Here is a 13,136-nt window from a genome sequence, read left to right on the forward strand (position 1 = left end):
GCCGCGCGGTCCATGGCAGCCTCGCCGCCTTCGGTTCGACAACCTAAATAATCGGCGCGCCGCCTGTCACCGCAATCGTCGCGCCCGAGATATAGCTGGCTTCGTCCGACGCGAGCATCACATACGCGGCCGCAAGCTCCGCCGGTTGTCCGGGGCGCTTCATCGGCACCTGCTTGCCGAACTGCTCGACCTTGTCGGGCGGCATCGTCGATGGGATCAACGGCGTCCAGATCGGTCCCGGCGCCACGCAGTTCGCGCGAATACCCTTTTCCGCGAGCAATTGCGCGAGGCCGCCGGTGAAGTTCTGAATCGCGCCCTTTGTGCTCGCATAGGCGATCAGGCCGGGGTTCGGATGATCGGCATTGATCGACGACGTATTGATGATCGCGCCGCCCGGTTTCATATGGCGGACCGCCGCGCGCGTGATCCTGAACATCGCGCCGATGTTGGTATCGAAGGTCTTGTCCCATTCTTCGTCGCTGATCGCGTCGAGCGACGGATAGCTCATCTGATACGCGGCGTTGTTGACCACCACGTCGAGCCGGCCGAAAGCCTCGATCGCCTTGTCGACGATCGCATCGCAATGCTCGCGATCGCGGATATCGCCGCCGACCAGCACCGCTTTGCGACCGGCGTCCTCGACCCAGCGCGCGGTCTCGCGCGCATCGTCTTCTTCGTCGAGATAGGCGATCAGCACATCGGCGCCTTCACGCGCGAACGCGATCGCGACCGCACGGCCAATGCCGCTGTCGCCGCCGGTCACGATTGCTGCCTTGCCGGCGAGACGCCCCGAACCTTCGTAGGTTTTCTCGCCGTGATCCGGTTGCGGGTTCATGCCGGCCGTGCGGCCGGGCGTCTGGTCCTGCTGCTGTTTGGGAAACGGCGGTGCCGGGCGTTGCGTGTCGCTCATGTCTGATCTCCCTCGTTGCAAATCACAAATGACCATGGACGGCGCGCATGAGCGCGCCGCGTCATCGGTCTTTGAGCAACGAGTGGGCCCGCACCGCTAAAGAAGCTGCGGCGGATAGAACGCTGGCAGAAAGATGGCAGACAAATGACAAACCGGTTCGCATCGCGCCAGGTGCGATTTCCGGCCACGACCCTGCATAAATGACAGAACGGTCAGCAAGTTTTCGCTAACAGCCTGATTCAGATGATGGCTTCGCCGCGTGCAACGCGGCCGCCGATTCGAGCACCCGCAGCAGCCGCTCGGGCGTCAATGGTTTCGCGCAATGCGCGTCGAAGCCCGCCGCCTTGGCGAGCGCGCGATCCTCTCGCGACGCGAACGCGGTGCACGCAACCAGCAGCATATGCGCAGTCTGCGGATGCGCGCGCAGACGCCGCGCGAGTTCGAGCCCGTCGAGTCCCGGCATCTTGATGTCGAGCAGTACCGCAAACGGCTGCCACTCGCACGCGGTCTCGCACACCGCATACGGATCGTCGAGCGCACGGCACTCGAAGCCGTCGGCCGTCAGTAGCATTTGCAGCGCGTCGGCTGCTTCCCGGTAATCGTCGACTACCAGCACGCGACGATGCGCGGCCATCGCATAGCGGATCTGCCGCCATACGAGCACGTCGTCGCTGCTGTCCACGTTGTCGTTGAACACAGTCATTTTTTCTCGCCCTTTTACATTCGCCCTGAAGGGCATCCCGCGCCACGCGCGCAAGATTCGATCCCATTGCGTCTGCCGGACTGCGGCCAGGTTTTTGTTATTTCCGCTTCATTCGGACGATGCCGCGGCCAACATGCGTCATCCCGCATTCCAGCGTTGCAATCACCTGGTATGCGGGATTCAGCGTGCCCATACATCACGGCGTTTGAATGACGGCGACGACGATGTGCGTGCTGCGCAACATCGTTTGACGCTCTGTCTTTGTGCGATCCGCCTCGCTAAGGGGCGTCGCACGACATCGGTATTCCAACGGATCGAGGGTCCACGCAATGCATGCCGCGAGCGCTCTCATGGCGCGAATCGATGACGCGGTCATAAACAAAGGATAAGCGACGCTGCCGATAAAAAAATGCTCGACGTGTTAGGGGTTTGTGCTCTGCGGGTTATCCCGCACGATTATCGATAAAGCCTTTCAGCATCGCGAGCGTGTCGGCGTCGTCGATATGTTTGTCGGTACGCCAGCGCAACATGCGTGGAAAACGCACGGCCACGCCTGACTTATGGCGCGAACTCGCTTGTATCCCTTCGAAGCCGATCTCGAACACGAGCGTCGGCGTTACGCTGCGCACCGGGCCGAATTTATCGACTGTGGTCTTGCGCACGATCGCATCGACGCGATGCATCTCTTCGTCGGTGAGCCCTGAATAGGCCTTCGCGAAAGGCACGAGCGTGCGCACGCCGTCGGCTTCGTCCCATACCGCGAACGTGTAGTCGGTGTAAAGACTCGCGCGCCGGCCATGACCGCGCTGCGCGTAAACAAGTACAGCGTCTACCGCATACGGTTCGATCTTCCATTTCCACCACGTGCCCGATGCCTTGGTACGGCCGACGCCATACATCGATTCACGCTCCTTCAGCATCAAGCCTTCGACGCCGCGCGCGCGGCTCTCCTCACGCAAGGCCGCCAGCGCATGCCAGTCCGCGCCACGGACGAGCGGCGATACGCGCAACAGACCGCGCGCGAGCGTGCCATCGACCGACGCGCTCAACGCATCGAGCCGCGCGCGCCGATCGACGAGCGGGCTCATGCGCAGGTCCTGGCCGTTCGCTTCGAGCAGGTCGTAGGCGAGCAGCGCTGCGGGCGAATCCGCAAGGATCTTGCGCGTCAGCGTCTTGCGCGCGATGCGCGGTTGCAGCCGCGCGAACGGCAACGGCGCAGCCGCACCGGGTTCCCACGCGAGAATCTCGCCATCTATCACATAGCCATCGGGTAAGGACTCGCCCAATGCCGCGACCTCCGGAAAACGATCGGTAATCAGATCCTCGCCACGCGACCACAACCACACGCGGCCGCCGCGTTTGACGAGTTGCGCGCGGATGCCGTCCCACTTCCATTCGATCAGCCAGTGCGCGGGATCGCCGAGCGTCGCCGGATCGCTCTGCAACGGATGCGCGAGAAAGAACGGGTACGGCAGGCCCAGGTCACTATCGTGTTGAGGGGCATGCGCTTGCGTATCGTCGTCGGTCTGCGGCGCGATCAGACGCAGATAGCGCGCCGCATCCGGCTTCTGTCGCGAATCGGTCCAGCCGACCATTCGTTGCGCGATCCGCTTGTGATCGACGCCGGCCACTTCGGCGAGCGCGCGCACCACCAGTTGCCGTGCGACGCCGACACGAAAGCCGCCGCCGATCAGCTTGGTCAGCAGGAAGCGGCCGCCCCAGTCGAGTTCGTCCCAGTAACTGAGTAGACGCGTGCGCAACTCGTCGGGCGGCAGGCCGCGCAATGGCAGCATGCGTTGCTCGATCCATTGCGTAAGACCCAGTTCGGAGTCGCGCGACGCGGGCGGCAGAATATGCGCGATGGTTTCGGCCAGATCGCCCACCGCGTGATACGACTCTTCGAACAGCCACTCGGGCAAGCCGGCGCGCTCACGCGCGATGTCGGTCAGCAAACGCGTCGGCACCAGTTGACGCGGTTTGCCGCCCGCGAGGAAATACGACGCCCATGCCGCGTCTTCAGGCTCGGCCACCGAGAAATAACTGGTCAGCGCCGCGAGTTTGTCGTGCGTTGACGTGGTCGCATCGAGCGCGGTGTAGAGGGCCGCGAAGCGTTTCATACGGTGTCCGTCATGTTTCGCTCGCCGCGGGCGCTTCGTCGGCGCCGGCCGCATCGGCTTCGACGGTATCGTCGCCGTATTGCGTGTCGAACGCGCTCGCCTGCAGGCCTTGCTCGTTGAGCCAGCGCACCATCGGTTCGATCGAGCCATGCGTGACGATCACACGCGAGGCGCCGCTCTCGCGGATCGCCGTTTGCAAACCCGGCCAGTCGGCGTGATCGGACAGCACGAAGCCGCGATCGACGCCGCGCCGGCGGCGCGCACCGCGCAGGCGCATCCAGCCCGACGCGAACGCATCGCTGTAATCGCCGAAGCGCTTGAGCCACGCGCTGTTCTGCGCGGACGGCGGCGCGACGATCAGCGCCTGTCTGAACACGGCCTTGTCTTTCGCGGCGATCTCGCTGACGAGATTGACTGGCGGCAGGCGCACGCCCGCGTCGCGATACGCGCGATTGAGCGGCTCGACCGCGCCGTGACAGAAGATCGGTCCGATCGCGGCATCGACGCTCGCGAGCACGCGTTGCGCCTTGCCGAACGAATAGCAGAACACCACCGACGCGCGCCCTTCGGACGCGTTGTGACGCCACCATGAATCGATCGAATCGAACACGCTTTGCGGCGTATCCCAGCGATAGATCGGCAGACCAAAAGTCGATTCAGTGATGAAGGTATCGCAGCGCACCGGTTCGAACGCGGCGCAGGTCGGATCGGCTTCGAGCTTGTAGTCGCCCGATGCGACCCATACGCGGCCCCCGTGCTCGATGCGCACCTGCGCCGAACCGAGCACATGCCCGGCCGGATGCAGCGACACGCGCGCCGCGCCGACCATGAGCGGCTCGCCATAGTCGAGCGTGTGCAGCGCGATGCCGGGCAGCCGCGACAGCAGCACGCTCGCGCCTGCGCGCGTCGCCAGATAGCGCTGATGGCCGAAGCGCGCATGGTCGGAATGCGCATGCGTGATCACCGCCCGCTCCACCGGCCGCCATGGATCGATGTAAAAATCGCCGGCCGGGCAATACAGTCCCTCGGGCCGCGCGACCACCAGATCATTGGCTTGCTGCGCGGCGTTGGTCTGACGGGGCGGCTGATCCATCGGCTGTCCTCGGGATTGGCGGGCGATCTTCCGAACGCGGCCAAGCAAACTGTATGCCGCGCCATTGATGGCCCCGTTTCTGCTTACGGTATATAAAGCACACAGGCGTGTCGAGAGCGGTTGCCATCCGGCAGCGCCCGGCGCGCACCGCGAGGCCTCATGCCGATCCTGCTCGACCAGCATGCGCTGTTTATCGCCAGGCATCCCGGGCGCTTCCTGCTGCAAACGCTGAAGGCGTTTCGCGCGAACCAGGGGCTGCTGCTCGCGGGCGCGGTCGCGTATTACGCGTTGCTGTCCATCGTGCCGCTGCTGATTCTGGTCGTCATCGTGCTGTCGCGCGTGGTGCCGCAGCAGTTGGTGCTAGAGGCGCTGTCGCATTTGCTGCGCTGGCTCGTGCCCGGGCAATCGGCCGCGCTCGTGCGTGAGCTGTCGAACTTTTTGCAGCATCGCGCGGTGATCGGCTGGGTGCTGCTGCTGACGATGCTGTTCTTCAGTTCGCTCGCTTTCACCGTGCTCGAAAACGCGATGTCGCTGATCTTCGTGCACCGCGTCGTCGTGAAGCGGCGCCACTTCCTGGTCTCGGCGTTGCTGCCCTACTGCTACATCATGTTTCTCGGCGTGGGCCTCTTGATCGTCACGTTCGTATCGAGCGCGCTCGACACGATCGGCGCCGAAGGTCTGCAACTGTTCGGCCTGCATGTGTCGTTGCAGGGCTTCACGCGAGTGCTGCTGTATCTGCTCGGGCTCGCCGGCGAAATCTTCGTGCTGACTTCGGTGTATCTGGTGATGCCGGTCGGACGTCCGTCGCTCAAACATGCGCTGATCGGTGGCGTGGTGGCCGGCGTGTTGTGGGAGGTTACGCGGCACGTGCTGGTCTGGTATTTCGCCACGCTGTCGCAGGTCAGCCTCGTCTATGGTTCGCTGACGATGGCGATCGTGATCCTGCTGAGCTTCGAATGGCTCGCCACTCTGCTGCTGTTCGGCGCGCAGGTGATATCGCAGTACGAGCGCTTCGGCACCGAAGCGCTCGACGCGCCGCAGCCGAAGATCAAGACCGGCTAAGCAAGCCAGTCGCAAGGTACAGCCCTTGCTCGTTCGATACCGACCCAAGCCGCCCATGCCACACGGCGGCTTCGACTGGATATCGAGGGAGCAAGGATCATGGCTGAGACGGTTGGCGATTTCATCATCGAGCGGCTGCATGCATGGGGCGTGCGGCGTATCTACGGCTATCCGGGCGACGGCATCAACGGCGTCTTCGGCGCGTTGAACCGCGCGCAGAGCGAAGCGAAGAAACGCCATAAAGGCACGGATCAGCCGGGCCCGATCGAATTCATCCAGGTCCGCCACGAAGAAATGGCCGCGTTCATGGCCGCCGCGCATGCCAAGTTCACCGGCGAACTCGGCGTGTGCATCGCCACCTCGGGGCCCGGCGCTTCGCATCTGCTGACGGGCCTCTACGACGCGCGCATGGATCACATGCCGGTGCTGGCGATCGCCGGTCAGCAGGCGCGCGCGGCGATCGGCGGACACTATCAGCAGGAGCTGGATCTGCCGGCGATGTTCAAGGACGTGGCCGGCTCGTTCGTCGGCTTTGCGACGATGCCCGCGCAGGTGCGTCATCTGGTCGATCGGGCGGTGCGTATCGCGCTTGCCGAGCGCGCGGTGACCGCGCTGATACTGCCGAACGATCTGCAGGACATTCCGTATGAACCGCCGGGGCGCAAGCACGGCACGCTGCATTCGGGCATCGGTTACGCGCGCCCGCGCGTGGTGCCGAGCGACCAGCAGTTGCGCGAGGCCGCCGACGTGCTGAACGCCGGCCGCAAGGTCGCGATCCTGGTCGGCGCGGGCGCGCTGCACGCGACCGACGAAGTGATCGCGGTCGCCGAGAAACTCGGCGCCGGCGTCGCCAAAGCGCTGCTCGGCAAGGCGGCGCTGCCCGACGATCTGCCGTGGGTGACCGGCTCGATCGGCCTGCTCGGCACGAAGCCGAGCTACGACATGATGACCCATTGCGATACGTTGCTGATGATCGGCTCCGGCTTCCCATACTCGGAGTTTCTGCCGAAGGAAGGCGACGCGCGCGGCGTGCAGATCGACATCAAGGCCGACATGCTGAGCCTGCGTTATCCGATGGAAGTGAACCTCGTCGGCGATAGCGTCGAGACGCTGCGCGCGCTGCTGCCGCTCATCGAGCAGAAGGAGGATCGGCTGTGGCGGGAGCGCATCGAAGGCTGGGTGTCGGACTGGTGGAAGACGCTGGAAAAACGCGCGCACGAACCCGCGAAGGCTGGCCTGAATCCGCAGCTGTCGGTATGGGAGCTGTCGAAGCGCATTCCGTCGAACGCGATCGTCACCAGCGATTCGGGTTCGGTCGCGAACTGGTACGCGCGTGATCTGCAGGTGCAGCGCGGCATGATGTGCTCGCTGTCGGGCGGGCTCGCGTCGATGGGCGCGGCCGTGCCGTATGCGATCGCCGCGAAGTTCGCGTATCCCGAGCGGCCCGTGATCGCGCTGGTCGGCGACGGCGCGATGCAGATGAACAACATGGCCGAGCTGATCACGGTCGCGAAGTACTGGCAAGGCTGGAGCGATCCGCGCTGGATCTGCATGGTGCTCAACAATGGCGATCTGAACCAGGTCACGTGGGAGCAACGCGTGATGGAAGGCGATCCGAAGTTCGAGGTGTCGCAGGACATTCCTTCCGTGCCGTATCACCGCTTCGCGGAGCTGATCGGTTTGAAGGGCATCTATGTCGACAATCCCGAGCAGATGGCAACCGCCTGGGACGACGCGCTCGCGTCGAATCGTCCGGTCGTGATCGAGGTGAAGTCCGATCCGAACGTGCCGCCGTTGCCGCCCCACGTTACGCTCGCGCAGGCCAAAGCGTTTGCCGAGACTTTGCTGAAGGGCGATCCCGATCAGGGCAACGTGGTGGTAGAGACGGCCAGGCAGGTGCTCGGTGCGGTGCTGCCGGGACATCACGACAAATGATGCGGTAGCGGCTCGACGACGTGTGCGCGCACCAACGGTTCGACAGAGGACGTGACTGTTAAAATGGCGCGCGCTTCGTGCACGCGCTCATTGGGCCTGCTTCAACGCAGGCCATCACGTCGCCCCTTATCTCATGCTCACACACGTCCTCGCCGTTTTCGCGGCGGCCCAGACTGCGTCATTCGCGCAGGTCGCATCGTTTGCATCACCTGGCATGGACGCCCTCGCCCATGCTTGACGAAACCCGCATCGCACGCGCACTGACCGCGCGCGGCATCACGCCCGATCCGCGCCAGCGTGAGGCCATCAGCGCGCTCGCCGGGTTGCTCGGCGCGCAGCAGCGCGCACGGCATGCATGGTCCACCGCCGCGTTCGGGCCGCAAGGCGTCTACTGTCACGGCTTGCCGGGGCGCGGCAAGAGCCTCGTCGTCGATACGCTGTTCGAGCTCGCGCCGTGCCGCAAACGGCGCCTGCATTTCCACGAGTTCCTGCGCGAGATGAACCGCCGGCTCGTCCAGGCGCCGCGTGGCGACGACCGACTCGGCGACGTCTCGCGGCAATGGCTCGACGGTATCGAGCTGCTGTGCTTCGACGAATTCCATGTGCACGATATCGCCGACGCGTTCCTGATGGGGCGCTTTCTCGATACCGCGATCAACCTCGGCACGCGCATCGTGCTGACGTCGAACTACGCACCGGACGATCTGCTGCCCGACCCCGAGTTCCACGAGCGCTTTATGCCGACCATCGCGCAGATCAAACGTGCCTTCACGGTGATCCATTTCGACGGCGCGCGCGATTACCGCTTCGGCGGCGAAGCGGCCGAAGTGCCGCGCTTTTTCTCGCCGCTCGATGCGTCGAGCGCGGCCGCGTTGCGCGATATCTTCGCGAGCCATGAAAGCGGCGCTGCGATCGAACCGGTCAAGCTGAGCGCGGCGGGCCGCCCGCTCGAAGCGCGCGCTGCCGGCAGCGCGCTGCTGTGGGCGGACTTCGACCAGCTATGCGTCGCCAACCGCTCGCACCTCGACTACCTCGATCTCGCCGAGCAATGGCAAGGCTTGATCGTCGATCGTCTGCATACGCAAGCACTGAGACAGTCGCATACGCTGCAGCGCCTCGTGTGGCTGATCGACATCTTCTACGACCGCAAGCGCGCCCTCTTCATCGCGTCCGATCAGCCGATCGAGACCGCGTTGATCGGTCTCGAAGGCGCGCATGATCTGTCGCGTACGCTGAGCCGGCTCGCCGAGATGCAATCGCGCGCGTATCGCGGCGCGCTCGAGCGAGGCGGCGCGGACGAAGCGCAAGACGGCATCGACGCCGAAGCTTGAAAGCCGGGCATCTGACCCGCGCCCATTTCTGGAATTCTTGCAAGGCAGCGGTAAAGCGTGCCAGCGCCCTCTCGCGTCGACACACGCGCTCCAGCGGCGCGCGCTGCGCCGCAGCGACAACGAAGCGGCCCCGGAGCCGGCCCGCCGCTTGCGCGGGAATGGGTTCTGCTAACGCCGAGCGCAGACTCCATTGTTCAGCGGATTACCGCCGCTCGCGCCCGCCCATGCTCAGAACCGCTTCCGTAGCCGCCGCATTGTGCGCGGCCTGCCTCACGTCCGCCTGCGTGCATATCGGCCCCTCGCGTCTGAAGGCCGATCAGGTCGACTATGCACGCGCGCTCGGCGACGCGAAGAAGCGCGCGATCCTCGCCGCCGTGATCGGTTTGCGCTACGGCGATGCGCCCGCGTTCCTGACCGTGAGCAGCATCATCGCCGCCTACACGTTCGACACCACCGGCGGCGCGACGCTCAACGCGGGCTCGGGCACCATGCCGAACTACGCGCAGGCAACCGGCAGCGTGTCGTACTCGAACCGGCCGACCTTCACGTTCACGCCGACCACCGGTGAAGCGTTCGCGTCCGCCTATATCCGGCCGCTCGCGCCGGCGCTCGTGTTGCCGCTCGCCGAGGGCGGCGTGCCGATCGATCTGCTGTTGCGCATCACCGCGCAGTCGATCGGCGGTCTGCGCAACGGCGACGTGCTCGGCGGCAACAACAGTGCGGGCGCGCCGGGCTTCTTCGAATTGCTGCAGGCGTTGCGCCGTCTGCAACTGGCGGGCGAGCTGAACGTGGAGACGCGTTAGCTCGATGTAAAGGCCGATCTCAAAGGCGGCCAGAGCCCCGCATTGGCGGTGTTTCTGTCGATCGGCGCGACCAGCAGCGGCGAGTCGCCGGGCACGGCCGCCGATGTCGCGCGCGTGCGCAGGCTGCTGCATCTGTCTACGAAGACACGTAGCTATGAGGTCGTGTATGGGCCGTCGTCGACTTCCGCGAAGGGCGAGCGCATTACCATGGTCACGCGCTCGGTGCTCGGCATCCTCAGCGATCTCGGCGCGCAGGTGCAGGTGCCGCAGGAGCGCATCAGCGACGGTTCGACGAAGCCGACGGTCGGATTGGTCGGCGGTGAAACCAGGCCGACGATTATCGTGCACTCGGGCAACGCCGCGCCGGCCGATGCTTATGTGTCGATCGCATATGGGCCTTCGGTATATTGGGTCGAGCGCAATGACTTCGATTCGAAATACGCGTTTACAGTCGTGCAGAATCTGATGGCGCTCGCGGAATCGGATACGAGCAGTAAGGCGCCGGTGGTGACCATTCCGGCGAATTGACGAGTGAATGAAAACCTCTCACCCGCCCCGCCGCTCACCCGCCGCCCTTTCGCGGCAAAGGAGAAGCCATGCAAAAGATCCCCGTTACCACGGCCTTGTTCATCGCAGGCTTTGGCCCGATCGTGACCGACGCCCAGCCAAGCCGCGATCTCTACCGCCGCGCCTTCGGTATCCCCTTCAAGGAAGAGAACGGCGGCTATCTGCATACGGAGAGTTTGAACGGCGCAAACTCTTTCGCGTTGTGGCCGCTCTCTCACGCCTCTCAGTCGTGCTTCGGCACGCAATCGTGGCCTGCCGACGTACCCATTCCGCAAGCCTGGATCGAGTTCGACGTCGACGACGTCGAAGCGGCAACGGCAGAACTTGAATCGCAAGGGTATCGAATGCTGGTCAGGAACCGCACTGAGCCGTGGGGCCAGACTGTCAGCCGCTTTATCGGGCCGGAAGGATTGCTGACCGGCATCACGTTTACGCCATGGATGCGTGACAAGAAATGATCGCCGGCCGCCGTGCCGATTAGGAACGAGCGCGCATCAGATTGCCCGGTTAATTCCGAAAATCGATATTCACCATTGTGAATAATGCGCATAACTATCAGCCTTCGCTTTCCTAAACTTGGAGTTTCGCGACCCTGACGGAAACGTACGAGAGCATCGCGTTTGCGTCGAAATCGCAATCCATCAAAGGAGAAGCGCTTCATGAACAAGGCAACCAGCACATTGATCGCGGCCGTCGCCGCGCTGATGCTGTCGGGCGGCGTATATGCACAAAGCAACAACACGCTGGCGACTCCGTCCACGAAGTCGCCGGCCGCTCCAACGAGTGGCTATGGCACGCCTGGCGCCACCGGCACGGACAGCGGCGCGGCGTCGCCGACCTCGGGCCAGCCGATGAACACGATGAGCACGGACGGTAGCTCGACGTCCCGCCAGCCCGCTTACGGGGTCAACAACTCACTGGCGACCCCATCCACGAAGTCGCCAGTCGGCCAATAAGCGCAAGCTTGGCTGGCAACACCGCGCGGTAAATCGGACGTCGCCTCTGCCGCGGGCATACGGTCGTTCGATCCGCGTATACGTGAACTCGCCGCGCGCGACCTCCGTGGGCGCTGACCTAGAATAAAAGCATGGTCGCGACCCAACGAGGAGGCTGCCATGACACTCACGCTAACGTCGCAAGCCTTCCGACAGAGCGGCGAGATTCCGGTGCAGCATACCTGCGAGGGCGCCAATGTATCCCCGCCGCTCGCGTGGTCCGGCGTACCCGCGAACGCAAAAAGCCTGGCGCTGATCGTCGACGACCCCGACGCGCCGGACCCCGCCGCGCCGAGAATGACCTGGGTGCATTGGGTGCTCTACAACATCCCGCCGACAGCCACCGGGTTAGCCGATGGCGCTGATGCACAGCCTTTGCCGGGCGGCACGCTCGAAGGCACCAATGACTTCAAGCGTGCCGCTTACGGCGGCCCGTGTCCGCCCGTTGGACGTCACCGCTATTTCCACAAGCTGTACGCGCTCGACACCGTATTGCCCGATTTGAAAAGCCCCAGCAAGGCTGCGCTCGAGAAGGCCATGCAAGGGCACGTACTCACGCACGCCGAACTGATCGGCACCTATCAGAAGCGATGAGCGCTGACGAAGAGAATCCAGCAGTGCCGGTGCCCCAGAATCAGTGCGACGACACGTAAGCCGTATCAGCGAATGCCGCCGGGATCGCGAAGCTCTCGCGCATCCGCCTCGCCTCCGCGGCCGGCGTCAAGCCAAACAGACGCCTGAATTCCCTGCTGAACTGGGACGGGCTCGCGTAACCCACAGCGTGTCCCGCCGCCTCCGCCGTCAGGTCGTGGCGCACCATCAACAGGCGGGCCTGATGAAGGCGCGTCGACTTCACGTATTGCATCGGGGATACCTGTGTAATGGCCTTGAAGTGGCTGTGGAAGCTCGGAATGCTCATACCCGCTTCGTCGGCCAGTTGCCTTACGTCGAGGGGCTGCGCATAGCTTGCATGAATCACGCGCAGTGAGCGGCCTATCTGGCCGAACTGTCCTCGCATCGCCAAAGCCTCGCGCAACGAGCTTCCCTGGGCTCCGGTGAGCACGCGGAAATACAGTTCACGCAGCAGCCCGGCACCCAACACAGCCGCTTCGAGTGGCCGATGCATCGCCTCGAGAAATCGCAGCACGGACGCTTGCATCGCATCATCCATCGGCGTCGACATCATGCTCTGAGGTGCTGGTGGGCGCTCAGCCACGCCTTCGCGGTCGATGCGCTCCGCGAGTTCGGCGGCCAATGTGAAATCGAGGTGCAGATACAGCGCGAGCAGTGGATGCTCCTCGGTTGCGTCGGTCTCCATGCTGAATGGCACAGGCACGGATACGGCCAGATAGTGGCTCTCGTCATACAGGTACAGCTGGTCGCCGAAATAACCACGCTTGCGGCCCTGGCAGACGATCACGATACCGGGGTCGTACAGAACGGGCGTGCGCGATAGCGCCCGGTTCGACCGCAAGATGCGGACGCTCGGCAGTGCCGTCAGGTTGTAGCCCTCGTCGGGCGCCAACGCGCGCAGCAACGCAACCATGCGTTTCTGGCTTCGCGAGGATAAAGCTGGGTGCTGGGTCGAAGCGCGGATTGTGCTCATAGTTTTGTGCAAGA

11 protein-coding genes and 1 pseudogene are annotated in these 13,136 nt (G+C 64.2%); 7 read left to right on the forward strand and 5 right to left on the reverse strand.

Translation table 11 applies throughout. From position 1 onward, the window contains the following. Positions 1–43 precede the first annotated feature (43 nt). The 4 genes from VSR82_RS27915 to VSR82_RS27930 form a co-directional block, all read right to left on the reverse strand. Positions 44–910: a glucose 1-dehydrogenase gene (locus VSR82_RS27915; RefSeq protein WP_429455491.1), complete on the reverse strand. Its 867-nt coding sequence runs from the start codon at positions 908–910 to the stop codon at positions 44–46. 226 nt (positions 911–1,136) lie between these two features. Further along, positions 1,137–1,613 (reverse strand): response regulator, encoded by a 477-nt coding sequence (locus tag VSR82_RS27920; protein WP_498858251.1) that lies wholly within the window; start codon positions 1,611–1,613, stop codon positions 1,137–1,139. A gap of 443 nt (positions 1,614–2,056) precedes the next feature. After that, the gene (locus VSR82_RS27925; protein ID WP_368583603.1) at positions 2,057–3,730 is read right to left on the reverse strand and encodes an ATP-dependent DNA ligase; all 1,674 of its coding nucleotides are present in this window, start codon (positions 3,728–3,730) and stop codon (positions 2,057–2,059) included. Between the two features lie 10 nt (positions 3,731–3,740). Next, complete coding sequence (locus tag VSR82_RS27930) at positions 3,741–4,823, reverse strand: ligase-associated DNA damage response exonuclease (protein ID WP_429455492.1); 1,083 nt, start codon at positions 4,821–4,823, stop codon at positions 3,741–3,743. Positions 4,824–4,982: 159 nt separating this feature from the next. Here VSR82_RS27930 and VSR82_RS27935 point away from each other — a divergent pair, with 159 nt between their 5' ends. From VSR82_RS27935 to VSR82_RS27965, 7 genes and pseudogenes are all read left to right on the forward strand, one after another. Then, positions 4,983–5,885 carry a YihY/virulence factor BrkB family protein gene (locus VSR82_RS27935; protein WP_410849238.1) on the forward strand — a complete coding sequence of 301 codons (903 nt, stop codon included), beginning with the start codon at positions 4,983–4,985 and terminating at the stop codon, positions 5,883–5,885. Between the two features lie 99 nt (positions 5,886–5,984). Beyond that, complete coding sequence (locus VSR82_RS27940; protein ID WP_368583606.1) at positions 5,985–7,820, forward strand: thiamine pyrophosphate-requiring protein; 1,836 nt, start codon at positions 5,985–5,987, stop codon at positions 7,818–7,820. Positions 7,821–8,050: 230 nt separating this feature from the next. Beyond that, positions 8,051–9,151, forward strand: coding sequence for a cell division protein ZapE (zapE, locus tag VSR82_RS27945; protein WP_429455493.1), 1,101 nt, complete (start codon positions 8,051–8,053; stop codon positions 9,149–9,151). Positions 9,152–9,375: 224 nt separating this feature from the next. After that, a pseudogene (locus VSR82_RS27950) lies at positions 9,376–10,482 on the forward strand (hypothetical protein). A gap of 68 nt (positions 10,483–10,550) precedes the next feature. Then, positions 10,551–10,979, forward strand: a complete 429-nt coding sequence (locus VSR82_RS27955; RefSeq protein ID WP_368583609.1) for a VOC family protein — start codon at positions 10,551–10,553, stop codon at positions 10,977–10,979. 201 nt (positions 10,980–11,180) lie between these two features. Further along, entirely contained in the window at positions 11,181–11,477 is a 297-nt protein-coding gene (locus tag VSR82_RS27960; RefSeq protein ID WP_368583610.1) for a hypothetical protein, read from the forward strand. A 159-nt stretch (positions 11,478–11,636) separates the two neighbouring features. Further along, positions 11,637–12,110, forward strand: a complete 474-nt coding sequence (locus tag VSR82_RS27965) for a YbhB/YbcL family Raf kinase inhibitor-like protein (RefSeq protein ID WP_368583611.1) — start codon at positions 11,637–11,639, stop codon at positions 12,108–12,110. A 40-nt stretch (positions 12,111–12,150) separates the two neighbouring features. On the opposite strand, the gene VSR82_RS27970 is transcribed toward VSR82_RS27965, so the two are convergent. Next, on the reverse strand, positions 12,151–13,122 hold the full coding sequence (locus tag VSR82_RS27970; RefSeq protein ID WP_498858252.1) for an AraC family transcriptional regulator: 972 nt from the start codon (positions 13,120–13,122) through the stop codon (positions 12,151–12,153). Positions 13,123–13,136 lie beyond the last annotated feature (14 nt).

Source organism: Burkholderia sp. JPY481 (assembly GCF_038900515.1).
GTDB classification, from domain to species: Bacteria; Pseudomonadota; Gammaproteobacteria; order Burkholderiales; family Burkholderiaceae; genus Paraburkholderia; species Paraburkholderia youngii.